Source organism: Mycolicibacterium litorale (assembly GCF_010731695.1).
Classification (GTDB): domain Bacteria; phylum Actinomycetota; class Actinomycetes; order Mycobacteriales; family Mycobacteriaceae; genus Mycobacterium; species Mycobacterium litorale.
The window spans coordinates 2,095,011-2,117,551 of the sequence record NZ_AP022586.1; the positions used below are offsets into that span (position 1 = coordinate 2,095,011).

General features: G+C 69.6%; 16 protein-coding genes. 6 read left to right on the plus strand and 10 right to left on the minus strand.

Going from position 1 to position 22,541, the window contains the following annotated elements:
- Positions 1–8: 8 nt before the first annotated feature.
- The gene (locus G6N30_RS09780; protein WP_134052278.1) at positions 9–1,166 is read left to right on the plus strand and encodes a zinc-binding dehydrogenase; all 1,158 of its coding nucleotides are present in this window, start codon (positions 9–11) and stop codon (positions 1,164–1,166) included.
- Here the strand turns inward: G6N30_RS09780 and hisS are convergent.
- Together hisS and G6N30_RS09790 are read right to left on the minus strand one after the other, a co-directional pair.
- Entirely contained in the window at positions 1,163–2,419 is a 1,257-nt protein-coding gene (gene hisS, locus G6N30_RS09785) for a histidine--tRNA ligase (RefSeq protein WP_134052280.1), read from the minus strand. The genes G6N30_RS09780 and hisS overlap by 4 nt on opposite strands.
- Complete coding sequence (locus G6N30_RS09790) at positions 2,416–3,096, minus strand: MBL fold metallo-hydrolase (RefSeq protein WP_134052281.1); 681 nt, start codon at positions 3,094–3,096, stop codon at positions 2,416–2,418. The genes hisS and G6N30_RS09790 overlap by 4 nt, the downstream gene beginning before the upstream one ends.
- Before the next feature lie 131 nt (positions 3,097–3,227).
- Here G6N30_RS09790 and G6N30_RS09795 point away from each other — a divergent pair, with 131 nt between their 5' ends.
- Both G6N30_RS09795 and G6N30_RS09800 read left to right on the plus strand, forming a co-directional pair.
- Positions 3,228–4,100, plus strand: coding sequence for a peptidylprolyl isomerase (locus tag G6N30_RS09795; protein ID WP_134052283.1), 873 nt, complete (start codon positions 3,228–3,230; stop codon positions 4,098–4,100).
- Positions 4,100–5,077, plus strand: coding sequence for a peptidylprolyl isomerase (locus tag G6N30_RS09800; RefSeq protein ID WP_134052285.1), 978 nt, complete (start codon positions 4,100–4,102; stop codon positions 5,075–5,077). The genes G6N30_RS09795 and G6N30_RS09800 overlap by 1 nt, the downstream gene beginning before the upstream one ends.
- 11 nt (positions 5,078–5,088) lie before the next feature.
- Here the strand turns inward: G6N30_RS09800 and poxB are convergent, their stop codons facing one another.
- From poxB to yajC, 7 genes are all read right to left on the minus strand, one after another.
- Positions 5,089–6,825 carry a ubiquinone-dependent pyruvate dehydrogenase gene (poxB, locus tag G6N30_RS09805; RefSeq protein WP_134052287.1) on the minus strand — a complete coding sequence of 579 codons (1,737 nt, stop codon included), beginning with the start codon at positions 6,823–6,825 and terminating at the stop codon, positions 5,089–5,091.
- 3 nt (positions 6,826–6,828) lie between these two features.
- Complete coding sequence (locus G6N30_RS09810; RefSeq protein WP_134052289.1) at positions 6,829–9,216, minus strand: RelA/SpoT family protein; 2,388 nt, start codon at positions 9,214–9,216, stop codon at positions 6,829–6,831.
- A 39-nt stretch (positions 9,217–9,255) separates the two neighbouring features.
- Positions 9,256–9,780, minus strand: a complete 525-nt coding sequence (locus G6N30_RS09815; RefSeq protein WP_134052291.1) for an adenine phosphoribosyltransferase — start codon at positions 9,778–9,780, stop codon at positions 9,256–9,258.
- Positions 9,777–11,420: an ABC transporter substrate-binding protein gene (locus tag G6N30_RS09820; protein ID WP_134052293.1), complete on the minus strand. Its 1,644-nt coding sequence runs from the start codon at positions 11,418–11,420 to the stop codon at positions 9,777–9,779. Before G6N30_RS09820 ends, G6N30_RS09815 begins: the two co-directional genes overlap by 4 nt.
- A 4-nt stretch (positions 11,421–11,424) precedes the next feature.
- Positions 11,425–12,702, minus strand: a complete 1,278-nt coding sequence (secF, locus tag G6N30_RS09825; protein ID WP_134052295.1) for a protein translocase subunit SecF — start codon at positions 12,700–12,702, stop codon at positions 11,425–11,427.
- A 3-nt stretch (positions 12,703–12,705) separates the two neighbouring features.
- Positions 12,706–14,493 carry a protein translocase subunit SecD gene (secD, locus tag G6N30_RS09830; RefSeq protein ID WP_134052297.1) on the minus strand — a complete coding sequence of 596 codons (1,788 nt, stop codon included), beginning with the start codon at positions 14,491–14,493 and terminating at the stop codon, positions 12,706–12,708.
- Positions 14,494–14,581: 88 nt separating this feature from the next.
- Positions 14,582–14,947: a preprotein translocase subunit YajC gene (yajC, locus tag G6N30_RS09835; protein WP_134052299.1), complete on the minus strand. Its 366-nt coding sequence runs from the start codon at positions 14,945–14,947 to the stop codon at positions 14,582–14,584.
- 300 nt (positions 14,948–15,247) lie between these two features.
- Here yajC and gabT point away from each other — a divergent pair, with 300 nt between their 5' ends.
- Together gabT and G6N30_RS09845 are read left to right on the plus strand one after the other, a co-directional pair.
- Positions 15,248–16,588, plus strand: a complete 1,341-nt coding sequence (gabT, locus tag G6N30_RS09840) for a 4-aminobutyrate--2-oxoglutarate transaminase (RefSeq protein WP_134052301.1) — start codon at positions 15,248–15,250, stop codon at positions 16,586–16,588.
- A 16-nt stretch (positions 16,589–16,604) separates the two neighbouring features.
- Positions 16,605–18,038: a gamma-aminobutyraldehyde dehydrogenase gene (locus tag G6N30_RS09845; RefSeq protein ID WP_134052303.1), complete on the plus strand. Its 1,434-nt coding sequence runs from the start codon at positions 16,605–16,607 to the stop codon at positions 18,036–18,038.
- Positions 18,039–18,113: 75 nt separating this feature from the next.
- On the opposite strand, the gene G6N30_RS09850 is transcribed toward G6N30_RS09845, so the two are convergent.
- Positions 18,114–18,812 (minus strand): hypothetical protein, encoded by a 699-nt coding sequence (locus tag G6N30_RS09850; protein WP_134052305.1) that lies wholly within the window; start codon positions 18,810–18,812, stop codon positions 18,114–18,116.
- A 187-nt stretch (positions 18,813–18,999) separates the two neighbouring features.
- On the opposite strand from G6N30_RS09850, the gene car reads away from it, so the two are divergent.
- Positions 19,000–22,536 (plus strand): carboxylic acid reductase, encoded by a 3,537-nt coding sequence (gene car / locus G6N30_RS09855; RefSeq protein ID WP_134052307.1) that lies wholly within the window; start codon positions 19,000–19,002, stop codon positions 22,534–22,536.
- Positions 22,537–22,541: the final 5 nt, after the last annotated feature.

Here is a 22,541-nt window from a genome sequence, read left to right on the forward strand (position 1 = left end):
TCGGCGGCATGAAGGCCGTCAGTTGTGAACGCGGGACCCTGTCGGTGGTCGATCTGCCCACCCCGCAGCCGGCGAAGGGCCAGCTCCTGCTCGACGTGCGGCGCTGCGGGATCTGCGGATCGGACCTGCACGCCAAGGATCACGCCGACGAGCTGACCGAGGTGATGACCGGGGTCGGCTACCCGGACTTCATGCGCGGCGACACCCCGGTGGTGATGGGCCACGAATTCTGCGGCGAGGTGGCCGAGCGCGGGCGCGGTGTCGGCAAGCAGTTCAAGGCCGGCACGCCGGTGGTGTCGTTCCCGCTCGTCCGCGCGAACGGCGGGATCCACCTGACCGGCCTGTCGCCGCTGGCGCCCGGCGGCTTCGCCGAACAGGTGCTCGCCGAGGCGTCGATGAGCTTTGCCGTCCCCAACGGACTCGACCTCGACACCGCGGCGCTGACCGAGCCGATGGCCGTCGCGCTGCATGCGGTGCGGCGCAGCGAGATCAAGAAACGCGACGTCGCTCTCGTGATCGGCTGCGGGCCTGTCGGCCTGGCGGTGATCTGTCACCTCAAGGCGCTCGGTGTGCGCACGATCGTCGCGAGCGACTTCTCCGCCACGCGGCGGGCCCTGGCGACCCGCTGCGGTGCGGACGTGGTCGTGGACCCGGCGGTCGACTCCCCCTACGAGGCCGGCAGTCAGCGCGGCGCCATCACCGCCGCACCGGACCTCTACGAACTCGGCGTCGGCTCCATGGAGAAACTGCGTCGCGTCCCGGGCTGGGAACGCCTCTACCGGGCCGCCGAGGCACTGGGCGCCGCCGGCCCGAAACGACCGATCGTGTTCGAGTGTGTGGGCGTGCCGGGGATGATCGACGGCATCGTCGGCGCCGCCCCACTGCAGTCGCGCGTGATCGTGGTCGGGGTGTGCATGGGCGACGACAGGCTGCGGCCGGCCATGGCGATCGGGAAGGAGATCGAGATGCGCTTCGTGTTCGGCTACACCCCGCTGGAGTTCCGCGATTCCCTTCACATGCTGGCCGAGGGCAAGGTCGACGCGTCGGCGCTGATCACCGGCACCGTCGGGATCGACGGTGTGGCCAACGCCTTCGAGGTGCTCGGGGCCGCCGAAGCGCACGCGAAGGTCCTCATCGACCCGCGCAGCACGGCCATCGCACCCTAGCTCAGTCGCGAAACCACCTCTGCCACAACGGCTTCGCGGGCGACCTCGGCCTGGTCACCGTTCGCGAGATTCTTCACCTTCACCACGGCGCTGCCGGGGTCGGCGATCAGGGCGAGCGACGCACCCGTGCGGTCGGCCGACTTGAGCGCCGCCTTGAGGCTGCGGTCGCCGTAGGCCACGTCGACGCGGACACCGGCCCGGCGCAGGTCCGCGGCCAGCACCGCGACGTCGACCTTCGCGTCGGGGCCGGACGGGATGCAGTACACGTCGCAGGCCGAGGTCTCCCCCGCCGTCTTGCCCTCGGCCCGCAACGCCAGCAGCGTCCGGTCGACGCCCAGCCCGAACCCGATGCCGGATACGTCCTGCCCGCCCAACTGGCGCATCAGGCCGTCGTAACGCCCGCCGCCGCCGATTCCGGACTGCGCCCCGAGACCGTCATGGACGAACTCGAAGGTGGTCTTCGTGTAGTAGTCGAGCCCGCGCACCATCCGCGGGTTGATCACGAACGGCACGCCCAGCGCCTGCAGATGGGCCTGCACTGTCTCGAAGTGCTGTTTGGCGCTGTCGGACAGGTGGTCGAGCATCACCGGCGCGTCGGCCGTCATCTCCCGCACATGGGGGCGTTTGTCGTCGAGCACCCGCAGCGGGTTGATCTCCGCGCGACGGCGGGTCTCCTCGTCCAGGTCGAGTTTGAACAGGAAGTCCTGCAACAGTTCTCGGTACTGCGGCCGGCAGGTGTCGTCACCGAGCGAGGTGAGCTCGAGCCGGAACCCGTCGAGGCCCAGCGACCTGAACCCCGCGTCGGCGATCGCGATCACCTCGGCGTCGAGCGCCGGATCGTCCACTCCGATGGCCTCGATGCCGACCTGCTGGAGTTGGCGGTAGCGGCCGGCCTGCGGCCGCTCGTAGCGAAAGAACGGGCCCGAGTAGCAGAGCTTGACGGGCAGCGCGCCGCGGTCGAGGCGGTGCTGGATCACCGCGCGGATCACCCCGGCCGTGCCCTCGGGCCGCAGCGTCACCGAGCGCTCACCGCGGTCGGCGAAGGTGTACATCTCCTTGCTCACCACGTCCGTGGATTCGCCCACGCCGCGGGCGAACAGCGCGGTGTCCTCGAAGACGGGCAGTTCCACGTCGCCGTAGCCGGCCCGGCGCGCGGCGGTCAGCAGCGCGTCGCGGACGGCGACGAACTGTGCCGACTCGGGCGGGAGGTAGTCCGGGACGCCCTTGGGCGCCTGGAACGCGGTCTCGGTCACAGGGTGAGTCCTTCGAGGAACGGGTTGGTGCGGCGTTCTGCGCCGATCGTGGACGTCGGCCCGTGCCCGGGCAGCACCACGGTGTCGTCGTCGAGCACCAACAGTTTGGTCAGGATCGAGCCGAGCAGATCGCGTCCGCTGCCGCCGGGCAGATCGGTACGGCCGACCGAGTTGCGGAACAGCGTGTCCCCGGTCAGTGCGACCGGTGCGCGCTCACCCGGCAGCCGGAACACCACCGACCCGCGGGTATGGCCGGGGGTGTGGTCGACGGTGACCGCCATCCCGCCGAGATCGAGGATGTCGCCGTCGCGGTCGAATTCGATGAGCTGGCGCGGTTCACGGAACATCGTGCCGAGCACCAACCGCCCGACACCCCCGAACACTCCACCCGAGCCCAGACCCTTCATCGGATCGGTCAGCATGGCGCGGTCCTCGGGGTGGATGTAGGCCGGGCAGCCGTAGGTGTCGGCGACCTTCTGCGCCGACCAGATGTGATCGATGTGTCCATGCGTCAACAGCACCGCCGCCGGGGTCAGGCGGTGTTCGTCGAGGACGCGGCGCAACGGCGCCATGGCGCGCTGGCCCGGGTCGACGACGATGGCGTCCGACCCCGGTCGCTGGGCCAGCACGTAGCAGTTGCACGCCAACATGCCCGCCGGAAATCCGGTGATCAACACGTATGCCAGTTTCCCATGCCGGTCCGGGTGCCCTTTTCCAGCGGGTCGTTCACCTGCCGCACAGCTACTTTTGGCACACTCGGTGCCGACCGGACGCGGAAGAGACCGCGCAGACGAGGAGGACAGCGGCGGTGCCGAGCAACGAACAGCGACGCGAGACGGCCAAACGCAAACTCGAACGGCAGCTCGAACGCCGTGCCGAGCAGGCCCGCAAGCGGCGGATCGCGACGATCGCCGGGTCGGTCGTCGCCGCCATCGTGGTGATCGGCGCGGTCGTGACGTTCGTCGTGACCCGGGATGACTCTGACACCACCGCATCGGCGCAGACTCCGAGCCCGACCACGTCGGCGCCCGCCCAGCCGGCCGCCGAGGGCCAGCTGCCCGCCTTCGCGGCCCCGGCCGGTCTGGGCGCCGACTGCCAGTACCCCGCGGCCGATCCGGCCAGCAAGCAGGTCAACCCGCCGCGCTCCGGCCAGGTGCCGACCGACCCCGCCGAGGTCAGCGTCAGCATGACGACCAACCAGGGCAACCTCGGTCTGCTGCTGGACAACGCCAAGGCCCCGTGCACGGTGAACAGCTTCGCCAGCCTCGCCCAACAGGGGTACTTCAACGAGACCCCGTGCCACCGGCTGACCACCAGCCCCACACTGTCGGTGCTGCAGTGCGGTGACCCGACCGGCCAGGGCACCGGCGGACCGGGTTACGAATTCGCCAACGAGTACCCGACGAACCAGTACCGGCCCGACGATCCTGCGCTGCAGGAAGCGGTGCTCTACCCGCGCGGCACGATCGCCATGGCCAACGCCGGCCCCAACACCAACGGCAGCCAGTTCTTCCTGGTCTACAAGGATTCGCAGCTGCCCCCCGGCTACACGGTGTTCGGCAAGATCGACGAGACCGGGCTGGCCACCCTGGACAAGATCGCGCAGGCGGGCGTCGCCGGCGGCGGCCAGGACGGCGCACCCGCCAACGAGGTCCAGGTCAAGTCGATCCTGCTGGACTGATGAGCTATCCCCCACCACCCGGATACCCGCCCGGTTATCCCGGGGGCTATCCGGCGCCCCGCGGCACCAACGCGTGGGCGGTCGCGGCGCTGGTGTGCGCGTTCCTGTTCGCCCCGCTGGGCATCGTGTTCGGCCACGTGTCGCTGTCGCAGATCAAGCGGACCGGCGAGGAGGGCCGCGGCCTGGCGATCGCGGGTCTGGTCATCGGTTACGTGATGACGGCGGTGACGATCGTCGTCGTCGTCTTCGGCCTGCTGTTCCTGATGGCGGTCGCCGAGCGCATCGACGACGTGCGCGTCAACGACGGTTCGACCCGCGTCACCGCCGCACCGGGGCGGGCCGACCGGCTGCCGGAGTTCGTCGCACCGAAGAACCTCGGTGCGAACTGCCAGTATCCCAAGGCCGACGTCCCGGCCGGCGCCCCGGTGACCCCGCCGCGCAGCGGACGGGTGCCGACCGAGCCGGCACAGATCAGCGCCAGCGTGTCGACCGATCAGGGCGATATCGGGCTGCAGCTGGACAACGGCAAGTCGCCCTGCACGGTGAACAACTTCGCCAGCCTCGCCCAGCAGGGATTCTTCGACAACACGACCTGCCACCGGCTGACCACCGCCCGCGCCATGAAGGTGCTGCAGTGCGGTGACCCGACCGGCACCGGCGCGGGCGGACCGGGCTACCGCTTCCCGAACGAGTACCCGAGCAGTCAGTACCGGCTGTCCGATCCGGGGCTGCGGCGGCCGGTCGTCTATCCGCGAGGCACGCTGGTGATGGCCAACAACGGTCCGGGCACCAACGGCAGCCAGTTCTTCCTCGTCTACGGCGACACGCACCTGCCGCCGACGTACACCGTGTTCGGCACGATCGACGCGACCGGGCTCGCGACGCTGGACAAGATCGCGGCGCGTGGCGTGGCCGGCGGCGGCGACGACGGCAAGCCGGCCGCCGAGGTGACGATCACCTCGGCGCGGCTGGACTGAACCCGCGTGGGTCAGTCCAGGATGCGCCGGGCGACGTTCGTGCTGACCAGGTCGAGGAGTTCGTCGCCGCGGCCGGCGAGGATCGTGCGGATCGCGTAGACGGTGAACCCCTTGGCCTGTTCGGCCGAGATCGCCGGTGGAATCGTGAGCTCCTGCCGGGCCACCACCACGTCGACGAGCGCGGGCCCGTCGTGCGCCAGGGCGTCGGCGATCGCCTGCTCGAGATCCCCGGGTTGCTCGACGCGGCGCCCGAACATCCCGAGCGCCTTCGCGACCGCGGCGAAGTCCGGGTTCTTCAGGTCGGTGGCGTAGTTGACCACACCGGCGGCCTTCATCTCCAGCTCGACGAAGTTCAGCGAGGAGTTGTTGTACACGATCACCTTGACCGGAAGATCGTTCTGCAACAACGTCATCAGCTCGCCGAACAGCATCGCCAGCCCGCCGTCGCCGGCCAGCGCGATCACCTGCCGGCCCCGGTCGGCGGTCTGCGCGCCGATCGCGTGGGGCACCGCGCACGCCATCGTCCCGTGGGTGAACGAACCACTCAACCGCCGCCGGCCGTTCATCGTCAGATACCGCGCCGCCCAGATCGTCGGGGACCCGACGTCGAAGGTGAACACCGCGTCGTCGGCCGCGAGCCGGTTGACGACGCCGGCGACGTACTCCGGTCGGATCGGGGTGCGGTCGCGGTCGTTGACCGCCAGTGCGTCCAGCGACCGGCGGGTGCGCCGGTAGTGGTTCTGCGACCGGTCCAGATGGGTCCGGTCGGATTTCGCGGTGAGCAACGGGAGCAGCGCGGCGGCGGTGTCCTTCACGGTGCCGACGAGCCCGAGGTCGACGGGAGTGCGCCTGCCGAGGTGGCTGCCGCGGATGTCGACCTGGATGACCCTGGCGTCCTCGGGATAGAACTGCGAGTACGGGAAGTCGGTGCCCAGCATCAGCAGCAGGTCGGCTTCCTTGATCGCCTTGTAGCCCGAGGCGTAGCCGAGCAGACCGGTCATCCCGACGTCGTACGGGTTGTCGTATTCGAGGTGTTCCTTGCCGCGGAAGGCGTGCACGATCGGCGACTGCAGGGCCGCGGCGAGCCGCATCACCTCGGCGTGGGCGCCGGCGGTGCCGGCCCCGCCGAGGATCGTGACCCGCGACGCCGCGTTGAGCAGGTCCGCCGCGCGCCGCAGCGACGCGTCGTCGGGACGTATGACCGAGCGGCTGGCCACCACCGGCCGGTTGGTCCACCGCCCCGCAGGCAGGCGGCTCTGGAAGACCTCGCCGGGGACCACCACGACGGCCACCCCCGACTCCTCGACCGCGGCGCGCATGGCCATCTCGAAGATGCGGGGCGCCGACTCGGCGTTGCTGACCAGCTCGCAGTACACGCTGCACTCGCGGAACAGCTCCTGCGGATGGGTCTCCTGGAAGTACCCGGACCCGATCTCACCGATCGGGATGTGGGCGGCGACCGCGAGCACCGGCACCCGGGTGCGCTGCGCGTCGTACAGCCCGTTGATCAGATGCAGGTTGCCGGGCCCGCAGCTGCCCGCACAGACGGCGAGCCGCCCCGTCAGCGCGGCGTCGGCGGTCGCCGCGAACGCCGCGGCCTCCTCGTGGCGGACGTGCTCCCACGACATGCCCTCGGACCGGCGGATCGCGTCGGTGAAACCGTTGAGGCTGTCGCCGGGCAGCCCGTACACCCGGCGCACGCCGCTGGCCTGAAGTGTCGAGATGAGGTGCTGCGCAACGGTCGCCACCGCTCAGGCCGCCGAGGTGACCCGGTAGACGTCGTAGACACCCTCGACGTTGCGCACCACCCGCAGCAGGTAGCCGAGGTGCTTGGGGTCACCCATCTCGAACGTGAACCGGCTGATCGCGACCCGGTCGTTGGAGGTGGTCACCGACGCCGACAGGATGTTGACCTTCTCATCGGCGAGCACGCGGGTGACGTCGCTGAGCAGCCGGTGGCGGTCGAGGGCCTCCACCTGGATGGCCACCAGGAACACCGACGACGGCGACGGCGCCCACTCCACGTCGATGATCCGTTCGGCCTGCTCCTGCAGCGACTCGGCGTTCGTACAGTCGGTGCGGTGCACGCTGACCCCGCCACCGCGGGTGACGAACCCCATGATCTGATCGCCCGGCACCGGGGTGCAGCACTTGGCCAGCTTCGTCAGCACGCCCGGCGCACCCGGCACCGACACGCCCGTGTCGTCGGTGCTGCGCTGCCGGATCGGCATGGTGGCCGGCGTGGACCGTTCGGCGAGCTCGTCCTCGGCGGCGTCGTCGCCGCCGAACTGTGCGAGCAGCCGCTGCACGACGTGGCGCGCCGAGACGTGCCCCTCCCCGACCGCGGTGTAGAGCGCGGAGACGTCGACGTAGCGCAGCTCCCGGGCCAGCGCGGACATCGACTCGGCGTTCATCAAGCGCTGCAACGGAAGTCCGCCACGGCGCACCTCGCGGCCGATCGCGTCCTTCCCGGCTTCGAGCGCCTCTTCGCGGCGTTCCTTGGCGAACCACTGCCGGATCTTGGCTTTGGCGCGCGGGGACACCACGAAGGTCTGCCAGTCCCGCGACGGGCCTGCGCCCTGGGCCTTGGAGGTGAAGATCTCGACGACCTCACCGTTTTCGAGTTTGCGCTCCAGCGCGACCAGCCGGCCGTTGACCCGGGCGCCGATACAGCGGTGGCCGACCTCGGTGTGCACGGCGTAGGCGAAGTCGACCGGCGTCGACCCGGCCGGCAGCGTGATCACGTCACCCTTGGGGGTGAACACGAAGATCTCCTGCACGGCCAGGTCGTAGCGCAGCGACTCCAGGAACTCACCGGGGTCGGCGGCCTCCCGCTGCCAGTCGAGGAGTTGGCGCATCCACGCCATGTCGTCGATCTCGGCGGCGGTGTGGCCGACCGGTGAACCGTTGCGGCCCTTGGCCTCCTTGTACCGCCAGTGCGCCGCGATGCCGTACTCGGCGGTGCGGTGCATGTCGCGGGTGCGGATCTGCACCTCCAGCGGTTTGCCCTCGGGCCCGACGACGGTGGTGTGCAGCGACTGGTAGACGCCGTAGCGCGGCTGGGCGATGTAGTCCTTGAACCGCCCCGCCATGGGCTGCCACAGCGAGTGCACGACACCGACCGCCGCGTAGCAGTCGCGGATCTCGTCGCACAGGATCCGCACGCCCACCAGGTCGTGGATGTCGTCGAAGTCGCGCCCCTTGACGATCATCTTCTGGTAGATCGACCAGTAGTGCTTCGGCCGTCCCTCGACGGTGGCGTTGATCTTCGACTTCGTCAGCGTGTTGACGATCTCGGCGCGCACCTTGGCCAGGTAGGTGTCGCGCGACGGCGCCCGGTCGGCGACCAGGCGGACGATCTCGTCGTACTTCTTGGGGTGCAGGATCGCGAACGACAGGTCTTCGAGCTCCCACTTGACGGTGGCCATACCGAGCCGATGAGCAAGGGGCGCAATAACTTCCAGCGTTTCGCGGGCCTTGCGGGCCTGCTTCTCCGGCGGCAGGAACCGCATCGTGCGCATGTTGTGCAGCCGGTCTGCGACCTTGATCACCAGCACCCGAGGATCGCGCGCCATCGCGATGATCATCTTGCGGATCGTCTCGCCCTCGGCGGCGGTGCCGAGCGCAACCTTGTCGAGTTTGGTGACGCCGTCGACCAGATGGCCGACCTCGGCGCCGAATTCGGCGGTCAGCGCCTCGAGGGTGTATCCGGTGTCCTCGACGGTGTCGTGCAGCAGCGCGGCGATCAGCGTGGTGGTGTCCATCCCCAGTTCGGCGAGGATGTTGGCGACGGCCAGCGGATGGGTGATGTACGGATCACCGGAGCGGCGCATCTGGTCGGCGTGGCGCTGCTCGGCGACCTCGTAGGCGCGCTGCAACAGCGTCAGATCGGCCTTGGGGTAGAACTCCTTGTGCACCGCGACCAGCGGTTCGAGCACGGGGTTGACCGCGCTGCGCTGGGCGGTCATCCGGCGGGCCAGCCGCGCCCGCACGCGCCGCGACGCACTCGACGACGTCTTCGGCGCTTCAGTCTTCGGCGCATCGGTCTTGGGCGCGTCGGCGGGCCCCTGCGAATCGGGGAGGTCGGCGATCGGCAGCGGCGCGGTGACCGGACCGGCGGTGGTCGTGTCGTCAGCCATCAGTTCACCTCCTCGTCCGTGCAGATTCGAGGATATCCCTCAGACGGTGTAGAGGCTGCTGACCGGTAGCGGCTGCACCACGTCGCGGCCGTGCAGGGCGGTCAGCTCCAGCACCACCGCGGCGTTGCGCACGGTGGCCCCGCCGCTGGTGAGCAGGCGATTCGTAGCCGCGACCGTACCGCCGGTGGCCAGCACGTCGTCGATGATCACGACGGTGCGCCCGGCGATGTCGAGCCCGTCGGCGGGGATCTCCAGCGTGGCCGAACCGTATTCGAGGTCGTAGGTCTGCGAGTGCACCGGCGGCGGCAACTTGCCGCCCTTGCGCACCGCCAGGACCCCGGTGCCCAGCCGCAGCGCCACCGCGGCGCCCAGCAGGAAGCCGCGAGCGTCGATGCCCGCCACCAGGTCGGCCCCCTCGGCGGTCTCGGCGAGCGCGTCGGTGACGGCCGCCAGGCCCGCGGAGTCGGCGAGCAGGGGCGTCAGATCCTTGAACTGGACGCCTGGTTCGGGGAAGTCGGGCACCTCGCGCATGAGAGATTCGATCACCTGCGAGATGTCGGTCACTGCGCCAACCTCCAACGGTCCATGTTCCAGCCGGCACCCCAGCGGGTCGGGTTGCTGCTGACCGCGTACATCTTCGACGAGGTGAGCAGCGTGCGCTGCTGACGGTACAGCGGCAGGGTCGGCATGTCGGCCCACAGCATCGGTGCGCCCTCCCCGAGCAACCGCGCGAGCTCCTTCGGGTCGGACGTGACGGCCAGCGCGTCGATGATGCCGTCGATGCGCGGGTTGGAGTAGCCGCTCAGGTTGTTGCCGTTTCCGGTGTGCAGTGCGTAGGCGTCGAGCGCCGACGACCCGGTGGAACCGCTGCCCGGCGCGCCGCCCGTGCCGGCGAGCAGGACGTCGATCTCGTTGGCGCGCAACGTGAGCGGTCCGACCGAGGGGCCGGCCGCGTCGACCACGGTGATGCCGGCCGGTGCGCAGGCCTTGGCGATGGCGCCGACCGTGGCGGCGAGCCGTGCGTTCGGGCTCTGGTAGCCGATCCGTACGGTCAGCGGCCGGTTCTGCAGGGAGTCGCGGGCGGCGCCGGGATTGGCCACGCCGAACGGGCCGGCCTCGGGGGTGGTCTCCGCGGCGCTGAAGGCGTCGTCGCCGACCGGGTTGAGCCGGGCGTTCGCGATCGGCACCTCGGCGTTGCGGGCGATGACGTCGCGCGGTGTGCAGAACGCCAGCGCACGCCGGGCCGGCGGGGCGGCCAGCGGCCCGCGGGGAGCGAAGATCAACTGCTCGATGCCCGCCGAGGCGCTGTCGGCGCGGACGTAGTCCTCCGGGAGGTTGAGGATCCCCGACGATCCGGCGGCGATGTCGACGACGTCGTAGGCGCCTTCGTTGACGCGTTCCTGGATGTCGGCGCCGCGCGGCCACACCGTGATCCGGTTCGTCACCGGCGGTGCGCCCCACCACTTGTCGTTGGCGACCAGCGTGACGGCGCCCTGCTCGGTCACCGACTCCAGCTTGTACGGACCCGACGACGGGAACTTCTTGACATCGGCGTCCGGAGTCAGGTTCCAGGTGGTGTTCCACGCCTCGGCGATGCGCTCGACCGCCGGCAGGTCGCCGCTCTGCAGCGCCCCGGTGACGTCCACGCCGAGCTCGTCGGCGATGACGTGCGACGGCATCAGCGCGGTCGCGCTGAACAACTGCCCGAAGTCCACGAAGCCGCGGTCGGGCCGGAACGACACCCGGGCCCGCTTCTGGCCGGGTGCGCAGTCGACCGACGCGATATCGCTGTAGCCGCCGCGGTTCGCGGCGTCGAACTGTGGGAAGCGCCCGGACTGCGACGCCCACGCCAGCACGAGGTCGTCGCAGGTCACCGGCTTGCCGTCGGAGTAGACGGCCTTGTCGCTGACCTGGTAGTCGAGGACCAGCGGCGCACGGCCCACCACCGCGATGGTGCCGAAGTCGTGGTCGCCGACGATCTGCCCTTCGGGACCGTGGTAGTTGAAGCCGGTCAGCACCCGGGCGAACGCCTGCGCTCCGCCGGAGGCCGCGCCCGCCACGGTGTTGGTGTTGTAGCTGACCAGCGCACCGTCGACGGCATAGTCCACCGACTCCGCGGCGCTGCCCCCGCAGGACGACAGCAGGGTGGCGGTCAGCGACGCGGCCACCGCCGCCACCGCGGCGCGTCGGATCCGTGGGGCCACGGGCCTACCGGCCCCGGGGAGCGCGCTTACCCGTGGGGCGGCTGGGCCGGGAGGGTTTGGCGCCGGGCGCCGGCTTGGCGGCCGCGCTGGTGGGCCCGGGAGTCGACGGCGTCGACGCCGCCGACACCGTCTCCGGCTCGTCGCTGTCGGCATCGGCGGCATCGGCGGCCGCGGGGGTCGCGCCGGCCGCCTGGGCCGACCGGCCGCCGGGTTTGCGCCGGTTGAACACCCGGCGGTTGTGGTCGCGCACCAGCTGGGTGCGTTCACGCAGCGTCACCAGCAGCGGGGTGGCGAAGAAGATCGACGAGTAGGTTCCGACGATCACGCCGACCAGCTGGACGAGTGCCAGGTCCATCAGCGTGCCGACACCCAGCAGCCACACGGCGATGACCATCAGTGCGATGATCGGCAGCACCGAGATGAGGCTGGTGTTGATCGAGCGCATGAACGTCTGGTTCACCGCGAGGTTGGCCTGTTCGGCGAACGTGCGGCGGGTGGTGTGTTCGAAGCCGTGGGTGTTCTCCTCGACCTTGTCGAACACGATCACCGTGTCGTAGAGCGAGAAACCGAGGATGGTGAGCAGCCCGATCACGGTGGCGGGGCTGACCTCGAAGCCCACCAGCGAGTACACGCCGGCGGTGACGATCAGGTCGAAGAACAGCGTGGCCATCGCCGCGATCGCCATCCACAGCTCGTAGCGCACGCCGATGTAGAGCGCGGCGAGGACCAGGAACACACCGAGCGCGATCAGCGCCTTGTCGGTGATCTGACCACCCCACGTCTCGGACACCGCGGAGTCGCTGATGGCCTGTTCGCTGGGCTGCCCGTTCTCGCCCAGCGGCTTGAAGCGGTCGTAGAGCGCGGTGCGCAGCTCCGCGGCTTCGTCGTTGGACAGCGTCTCCGACCGGATCTGCACGGTCGCCGAATCGCCGCTGCCGACGGTGACCACCGACTCCGGCGCCTTGCCCAGGGTCTCGCTGAACACGGTCTCCACCTGGGTGACCTCGGCGTTGCCGTTGGCGCCCGCCACCGGCATCGAGACCTTGGTGCCACCTTCGAAGTCGATGCCGAAGGTGAAACCGCGGATCAGGATGCTGGCGAGCGCGATCAGCACGATCACGCCGCTGACGGCGTACCACATCTTGCGGCGCCCGATGACCTCGAAGGCGCCGGTGCCCGTGTAGAGCCGGACGAAGAAACCGTGCTTGGGCGCCGTCTCCGTGCCCACCGGCTCCACCGCGTCCGCGGTCTTGTCTTTAGCGGTCTTCGCTCTCGCCGCCATTGCCTATCCCCGTCCCGCGGTCGCGTGCGCGGCCGCCCGTCGTTCGCGCGCGATCTGCTGGACCGCGCCGAGGCCGTTGAACGCCGGCTTGGCCGCCCACGTCGTCTTCGACGCCAGGTAGACCAGCGGCCATGTCACCAGGAACACCACCACGACATCGAGGATCGTGGTCAACCCCAGCGTGAACGCGAAGCCCTTGACCTGGCCGACGGCCAGGAAGTACAGCACCGCCGCGGCCAGGAAGGTCACCGCGTTGCCGGACACGATCGTCTTACGCGCCCTGGCCCAACCGCGTGGCACCGCCGAGCGGAACGACCGGCCTTCGCGGATCTCGTCCTTGATGCGTTCGAAGAACACCACGAACGAGTCCGCGGTGGTGCCGATACCGATGATCAGACCGGCGATACCCGCGAGGTCGAGCGTGTAATTGATGTATCTGCCCAGCAGCACCAGGATCGCGAACACCATGGCCCCGGAGGCCACCAGCGACAGGGCGATCAGCACGCCGAGCATGCGGTAGTAGAGCAGTGAGTACAGCAGCACCGCCGCGAGCCCCACCGCGCCGGCGATCAGACCGGCCTTGAGCGAAGCCAGCCCCAGCGTCGCCGACACCGTCTCGGCCTCGGACGATTCGAACGACAGCGGCAGCGAGCCGTACTTCAGCACGTTCGCGAGCTCACGCGCCGAATCCGCGGTGAACCGACCGTTGATCTGGGTCCGCCCGCCCGGGATGGCCTCCTGGATCTCAGGGGCGCTGACCACGCGCGAATCCAGCGTGAACGCGGTCTGCGTGCCGACGTTGGCGGCGGTGAAATCCGCCCAGATCTTCGCGGCGTCGTCCTTGAACTCCAGGTCGACGATGTACTCGCCGCGCTGGTTGTCCAGCCCCGAGGATGCGTTCGCGATCTGCTCACCGTTGATGATCGACTTGTTCAGCAGATACACCGTCTGCCCGTCGGTCGAGCAGGTGATCAGCGGCAGGTTGGGGTCGTCGTTGCCCGCGAGCACGTCGTCCTCACCGCAGCGGGTGGCCTGGAACTGCAGTGCCAGCAGCTGGATCGACGGGTCGGTGCTCTGCCGCAACTGCTTCTCGTCGGCGATGCGCTGGGCCAGGTCGGCGCGCTCGTTCGGCACGGCCGGCGCCGGTGCGGGCGTCGGTGCGGGTGCGGCCGGACCGCCCGGCGCGGGCGCCGGCGGGGCGGGTGCGGGGGTGGGCTCGGTCGGCGACGGCGCCGGCTGCTGCGGATAGGGCCGGGGCTGAGGCGCCGGCTGGGTGCCCGCAGGCGGTGCCGCGGGCGGCGGTGCCTGACCCGGCTGGGCAGGCTGCGGCACCAGATCGGGCACCGCGGGGGCCTGGCCGGGTTGAGCGGGCTGGCCGGGCTGTTGACCGCCCTGCTGTGCGGCAGGCTGGGCCTGCATGGCGTGTACGACCGGGCGGATGTACAGCCGTGCGGTCTGCCCGAGGTTGCGCGCCTCGTTGGTGTCGTTACCCGGCACCGTGATCACCAGGTTGTCGCCGTCGACGACCACTTCGGACCCGGACACACCGAGCCCGTCGACGCGCGCGCTGATGATCTGCTGGGCCTGCGCCAGCGATTCCCGGGTCGGCGGTGAGCCGTCCGGGGTACGCGCGGTCAGGGTGACGCGGGTGCCGCCCTGCAGGTCGATACCCAGCTTCGGGTCGGCCTTCTTGTCACCGGTCAGGAAGACCAGGAGGAAGGCGCCGACCAGAAGTACCAGGAAGAGCGACAGATAGCGGGCAGGATGTACCGGCGCCGAAGACGATGCCACGTTGCTTGGGTCCCCTCGGAGTTCAGTTCGTCAGCACCGCAAAGGGTACGTGCGGCTGCTGAGGGTTTTGCTGTCAGTCCTCGTGTGGTCAGTCTCGCTTGGACCGGTCCGGGTCGGAAGTGGCATCGGCGACGGGGCTGTCGAAGATTTCGGTGGGCGCCTCGGTGGCGGACGAATCCTCGGCCTCGAGCTCGTCGGTCGCCTCGATGCGGTCCCGCACCGCGAGCTTCATCCAGGTGGTGACGACGCCGGGAGCGATCTCCAGATGGATGTCGTCGTCGGTGATGCCGGTGATGGTGCCCTCGAGGCCGGAGGTGGTGTGGATGCGGTCGCCGATCTGCAGCGAGTTGTGCAGGTCGATGGTGGCCTGCATGGCCTTCCGCTGGCGCCGCGACGCGAAGAACATGAACGCGCCGAGAATGATGAGCAGGGGTAGGAATACGACCAGATCCATAAGAGCAGGCGTCTTTCGTCTCGATTGTTCGCGGTCACGGCGCCTCTGATCCCCCCGGAAACAGGCGCCTCGTAGTTGACCAGTGTGCCATTGTCCGCCGCTGGCCCAGGATGCCCCGGCCGCGGGCACGACCACGCGTGCCCGGCAACCGACGAAAATCGCAAAATTCGCGCGATATGGCTGCGTAATCCATAGGTTGTGGCGGTTACGACCGACGTATCCGGCCGCATACCGATGCTCTCCAGACTAGGCTCATGTCTGCCAGCAGCCCGCACCGCCCCATGTGACACAGGAGTAGACGTGACCCCCCTCGAGCAGAGCCGCCACCTCGCCACCGCGATCCCCGGTCCGCGGTCGCAGCAGCTCATCGACCGCAAGGCGGCCGCGGTCTCGCGCGGCGTGGGCACCACGATGCCGGTGTACGCCGCGCGCGCCCAAGGCGGGATCGTCGAGGACGTCGACGGCAACCGGCTGATCGATCTGGGCTCGGGCATCGCGGTCACCACAATCGGCAACGCCGCACCCCGGGTGGTCGAGGCGGTCGGCGCGCAGACCGCGCAGTTCACCCACACCTGCTTCATGGTGACGCCGTACGAGGGCTACGTGGCCGTCGCCGAAGCCCTCAACCGGCTGACCCCGGGTGACGGCGAGAAGCGCTCGGCACTGTTCAACTCCGGCTCGGAGGCGGTCGAGAACGCGATCAAGATCGCCCGGTCGTACACCCACAAATCCGCCGTGGTGTCGTTCGACCACGCCTACCACGGCCGCACCAACCTGACGATGGCTCTGACCGCCAAGGTGATGCCCTACAAGCACGGGTTCGGGCCATTCGCGCCGGAGATCTACCGGGCCCCGCTCTCTTACCCGTTCCGGGACGCCGAATTCGGCAAGGAGCTGGCGACCGACGGCGCGCTGGCGGCCCGCCGGGCCATCGACGTCATCGACAAGCAGGTCGGCGCCGACAACCTGGCCGCGGTGATCATCGAGCCGATCCAGGGCGAGGGCGGATTCATCGTGCCCGCCGAGGGGTTCCTGCCGACGCTGCTCGAGTGGTGCCGCGCCAACGACGTCGTGTTCATCGCCGACGAGGTCCAGACCGGGTTCGCCCGTACCGGGCGCATGTTCGCCTGCGAGCACGAAGGGATCGAGCCCGATCTCATCGTGACCGCCAAGGGCATCGCCGACGGCATGCCGTTGTCGGCGGTCACCGGGCGCGTCGAGATCATGGACTCCCCGCACGTGTCCGGCCTGGGCGGCACCTACGGCGGCAATCCGGTCGCCTGCGCGGCGGCGCTGGCGACCATCGAGACCATCGAGTCCGAGAACATGGTCGACCGCGCAGCGGCGATCGAACGGCTGATGAAGGACCGGCTCGGCCGCCTGCAGGCCGAGGACGACCGCATCGGTGACGTCCGCGGGCGCGGCGCGATGATCGCGGTGGAACTGGTCGAACCCGGCACCACCGAACCCGATGCCGCGCTGGCCAAGGCGCTGGCGGCCGGCGCCCATGCCGCCGGCGTGATCGTGCTGACGTGCGGTACGTACGGCAACGTGCTGCGCTTCCTGCCCCCACTCGCCATCAGCGACGAGTTACTCGTCGAAGGCCTCGACGTGCTGGCACTGCTGCTGGCGGACCTGTAAAGACAAGGAGCACTGCATGACAACGGTCAAGAACTTCATCGACGGTGAGCTGGTCGATTCGGTGGGCGGGGCGACCATGCCGCTGGTCGATCCCAGTACCGGTGAGCAGTACGGCACCGCGCCGGTGTCCAACGAAGCGGACATCGACAACGCCTATGCCGCCGCGTCGAAGGCGTTCAAGGACTGGAAGCGGACGACGCCCGCGCAGCGGCAGAAGGCACTGCTCGACTTCGCCGACGAGGTGGAGAAGGCCGCCGACGACCTGGTCGCGGCCGAGGGCCGCAACACCGGCAAGCCCAACCACGTGACCATGGCCGAGGAGATCCCGCCCATGGTCGACCAGATCCGGTTCTTCGCCGGGGCGGCGCGCGTGCTGGAGGGCAAGTCCGCCGGGGAGTACATGGAGAACCACACCTCGTGGATCCGCCGCGAACCGGTCGGCGTCATCGGCCAGGTGGCGCCGTGGAACTACCCGATGATGATGGCGATCTGGAAGATCTGTCCCGCCATCGCCGCGGGCAACACCGTCGTGATCAAACCCAGTGACACCACCCCGGTCACCACGGTGATGCTGGCCGAACTGGCGGCCAAGCACCTGCCGCCCGGTGTGCTCAACGTGGTGACCGGCGACCGGGTCACCGGCGCCAACCTGGTCGCCCATCCGACGCCCGAGATGGTCGCGATCACCGGGTCGGTGGCGGCGGGCCGGGCGGTCGCGGTCAGCGCGGGCGGCCACCTCAAGCGCACCCACCTCGAACTCGGCGGCAAGGCGCCGGTGATCGTGTTCGACGACGCCGACATCGCCGCGGCCGCCGAGGGGATCGCCACGGCCGGTTACTTCAACGCCGGCCAGGACTGCACGGCGGCCACCCGCGTGCTCGCCCCGGCGCGGATCGCCTCGGACCTCACCGATGCGCTGGCCGAGCAGGCCAAGGCCGCGACGACCACGTTCGGCAGACCGGCCGACGACGAGGACGCCTGGGTGCCGCCGGTGAACAACGTCAACCAGCTCGACCGGGTGCTGGGCTTCTTCGAGGACGTACCGTCACACGCCACGGTCGCCGCCGGCGGAAATCGCCAGGGCGACAAGGGTTTTTACGTCGAACCGACAGTGGTGGGCGGCCTGCTGCAGGACGACCGCATGATCCAGCAGGAGATCTTCGGGCCGGTGATCACGGTGCAGAGCTTCTCCGACGAGCAGGAGGCGATCTCCTGGGCCAACGGCGTCGAGTACGGGCTGGCGTCGTCGGTGTGGACGAGGGACGTCTCGCGTGCGCTACGGGTGTCGGCCGCGCTGGACTTCGGCTGCGTGTGGATCAACACCCACATCCCGCTGGTCGCCGAGATGCCGCACGGCGGATTCAAGTCCTCCGGCCACGGCAAGGACCTGTCGATGTACGGGCTCGAGGACTACACCCGCATCAAGCACGTGATGGCCTACACCGGCTAGCGAGGCCCGGCACCGCAGAAATCCCGGTCGTCACCCCTCGGGTCTCCCGACGACCGGGACTTCTCGCGGACCGCGTCAGCGGTGGGCCAGTGTGCGGTTCGGACCGTCGCGGTGGAACAGGCCGCGCAGACCCCGACGGCGCTTGACCGGCTGCTGCGGGGTGATGACCTCGGTCGGTGCGTTGGTCATCGGGGCGCCGACCGGCTGCTCGCCGGTGTGCGTCACCGGGGCGGCGACCGGCTCCTGCACCTGCTCCTGAGTGGTCAGCGGCCGCTGCGCGTACTCGACGTCGCGGACGCTGCGGACCGACAACCGGCCCAGCGCGAGCGCGCCGAGGAACACCATCAGGGCACCGAGCCCGTAGAAGTAGGTGAGCTCCAGCCACACCCGCTTGGTGTCGGTGCCCGCGACCGGCGCACCGGCGTTGCCGAGCCCGAGCGGACCGGCCAGCGCCCGGCCGACGACGAACCAGGCGCCCGCGGCGACGGCCAGCCAGCCGCCGAGCATGGCGGTGGCGCGGTTACGAGAGGTCAACATCAGCAGACCACCGATGACGGCCACCGCGCCGGGCAGCACCTCCAGCCAGCCTCTGGCGTTCGTCCACGTCCAGGGTTGGTCCGGGGTGAACGCGAAGTCGAAGTACGGCCCGAGGAACGGAATGAGCGCACCCCACAGGCCGAGCAGAATGAGCAGGAACCCACTGGCCGCACCGCGGCTGCGGGGTATCCGCATACGGCCGCCGCGCGGACGGTCCGGACGCTCGGATCCGATCATGTTGCCTCCTCTGTCGTGGGCATCGGGTACCCGACAGCGGGCCTGTGTAACCCGGAGCCGGGCACGCTTCACAGGAAACTGACAGTGTGGTGCCAGCCAGGAATAATGTTAGTTTTACTAACGTAGTTTTAGGTGAGCGCAGCGTGGCGCCGCCGATATTCCTGATCGACAGTCGTGAGGATTCGTCATGTCCACCCAAACCCGTGAAGCGCGCCTCCAGCAGCGCATCGCGCAGCTGTACGCCACCGATCCACAGTTCGCGGCCGCTGCGCCCGACCCGGAGGTCAGCCGCGCCGTCGACCGGGATGGCGCGCACTTGACCGACGTCATCTCAGCCCTCATGACCGGATACGCCGACCGGCCGGCGCTTGGTCAGCGCGCCGTCGAGTTCGTCACCGATCCCCAGACCGGGCGCACCACGACCCGACTGCTCCCCCGCTTCGACACGCTCACCTACGGGGAACTGCACCAGCGCGCGCAGGCGCTCACGAACGCCTGGCGCGGCGATCCGGTACAGCCGGGCGACCGCGTCGCCGTCCTGGGCTTCACCAGTGTCGACTACACGACCATCGACCTCGCCCTGATCGGGCTCGGCGCGGTGGCGGTGCCGTTGCAGACCAGCGCCGCCGTCGACTCACTGCGCCCGATCGTGGCCGAGACCGAGCCCACGCTGATCGCGACCAGCGTCGACTACGTCGGCGACGCCGTCGAACTCGCGCTCACCGGTCACCGGCCGGCCCGCGTGGTGGTGTTCGACTACCGCGAGCAGGTCGACGATCACCGCGAGGCCCTGCAGTCGGCCACCGCCCGGCTGGCCGGCGTCGCCGCGGTCGAGACACTCGACGACTCGCTGCGACGTGGTGCGGCTCTGCCCGCCGCCGCACCGCACGTCTTCGCGGAGGCCGATCCACTGCGGCTGCTGATCTACACCTCCGGCAGCACCGGCGCGCCGAAGGGTGCGATGTATCCCGAGAGCAAGGTCGCCGACATGTGGCGGATCTCCGCCAGGGCCGCCTGGGACAACAATCATGCCGCGCTGCCGTCGATCAGCCTCAGCTTCATGCCGATGAGCCACGTCATGGGTCGCGGCCTGCTGTGCGGATCGCTCGGCGCCGGCGGCACCGTCTACTTCGCCGCCCGCAGCGACCTGTCCACCCTGCTCGACGACCTGCGCCTGGTGCGGCCCACCCAGCTCGGTTTCGTCCCCCGCATCTGGGACATGCTGTTCCAGGAGTTCGCCAGCGAGGTCGACCGGCGCCTGGCCGAGGCCGGGGACCACGCGGCCCGTCGTGACGACGTCGAGGCCGCCGTGCTCGCCGAACAGCGTGAACAGCTGCTCGGCGGGCGGTTCGTCTCCGCCATCACCGGCTCGGCGCCGATCTCGCCGGAGATGAAGACGTGGGTGGAGAACCTTCTCGACATGCATCTGATCGAGGGTTACGGCTCGACCGAGGCCGGTTCGGTGTTCGTCGACGGCCACATCCAGCGTCCGCCGGTGCTCGACTACAAACTCGTCGACGTGCCCGATCTGGGCTACTTCAGCACCGACCGGCCGTACCCGCGCGGGGAGCTGCTGGTCCGTTCCACCGCGCTGTTCCCCGGTTACTACAAACGTCCCGACGTGACCGCCGAGGTGTTCGACGAGGACGGCTTCTACCGCACCGGCGACATCGTCGCCGAGATCGGCCCCGACCAGGTCGAGTACCTCGACCGCCGCAACAATGTGCTCAAACTCGCCCAGGGTGAATTCGTCACCGTCTCCAAGCTCGAAGCCGTGTTCGCCGGCAGCCCGCTGGTGCGCCAGATCTACGTGTACGGCAACAGCGCCCGCTCGTACCTACTGGCCGTCGTGGTGCCCACCGAAGAGGCGATCGCCGAGCACGACGCCGCATCGCTCAAGACCGCGATCAGCGCCTCGCTGCAGAACGCCGCGAAGACCGCGGGACTGCAGTCCTACGAACTGCCCCGCGATTTCATCGTCGAGACCGAGCCGTTCACGCTGGAAAACGGGCTGCTGACGGGCATCCGCAAGCTGGCCCGCCCGAAGCTCAAGGAACGGTACGGCGAACGGCTCGAACGGCTCTACGTCGAACTCGCCGAGGGCCAGGCCGACGAACTGCGCAACCTGCGGCAGACCGGCGCCACGCGACCGGTCGCCGAGACGGTCGCCCGCGCCGCCGCGGCGCTGCTGGGCGCCACCGCCGCCGACGTTCGGCCGGACTCGCACTTCACCGACCTCGGCGGAGACTCGCTGTCGGCGTTGACATTCGGCAACCTGCTTCACGAGATCTTCGGTGTGGACGTGCCGGTCGGGGTGATCGTGAGCCCGGCGTCGGACCTGGCGTCGATCGCGGCGTACGTGGAAACCGAACGGGCGTCGACCGGTAAGCGGCCGACGTACGCGTCGGTGCACGGCAGGGACGCCACTGAGGTGCACGCGCGCGATCTGACGCTCGACAAGTTCATCGACGCCGAGACACTTTCCGCGGCAACGCAACTGCAGCCTCCGGCCACCGAGGTGCGCACCGTGCTGCTGACCGGCGCCACGGGATTCCTCGGCCGCTATCTCGCGCTGGAGTGGCTGGAGCGGATGGCACTGGTCGACGGCAAGGTGATCTGCCTGGTGCGCGCCAAGGACGACGCGGCCGCCCGCACACGCCTCGACGACACCTTCGACAGCGGGGACCCGAAGCTGCTGGCGCACTACCGGCAGCTGGCCGCCGAGCACCTCGAAGTGCTCGCCGGCGACAAGGGAGAGGCCGATCTCGGTCTGCCGCAACAGGTGTGGCAGCGACTCGCCGACACCGTCGACCTCATCGTCGACCCGGCCGCCCTGGTCAACCACGTGCTGCCCTACAGCCAGCTGTTCGGCCCCAACGCCGTGGGCACCGCCGAGCTGATCCGACTCGCGCTCACCACCCGCGTCAAACCGTTCACCTACGTGTCGACCATCGGTGTCGGCGCCGGCATCGAACCGGGCCGCTTCACCGAGGAGGACGACATCCGGGTGATCAGCCCGACGCGCGTGGTCGACGACAGCTACGCCAACGGCTACGGCAACAGCAAGTGGGCGGGTGAGGTGCTGCTGCGCGAGGCGCACGACCTGTGCGGACTCCCCGTGGCGGTGTTCCGCTGCGACATGATCCTCGCCGACACCACCTATGCCGGCCAGCTCAACCTGCCGGACATGTTCACCCGCATGATCCTGAGCCTGGCGGCCACCGGCATCGCGCCGAAGTCGTTCTACGAACTCGACGCCGGCGGCAACCGGCCGCGGGCCCACTACGACGGATTACCCGTGGAGTTCGTCGCCGAGGCGATCTCGGCGCTGGGCGCGCAGGCGGTCAACGAGTCCGGAGCGGGCTTTGCGACCTACCACGTGATGAACCCCTACGACGACGGCATCGGCCTCGACGAATTCGTCGACTGGCTCGTCGCCGCGGGCTACCGCATCGACCGCATCGACGACTACGCGGCCTGGCTGCAACGGTTCGAGACCGCCCTGCGGGCTCTGCCCGAGCGGACCCGGCAGTACTCGCTGCTCCCGCTGCTGCACAACTATCAGCACCCCGCGTATCCGCTCAACGGGGCGATGGCGCCGACCGACGTCTTCCGCGCCGCGGTACAGGAGGCGAAGATCGGCCCGGACAAGGACATCCCACACGTGACGCCGGCGGTGATCGTCAAGTACGCCACCGATCTGCAGCTGCTCGGCCTGCTCTGACGGGG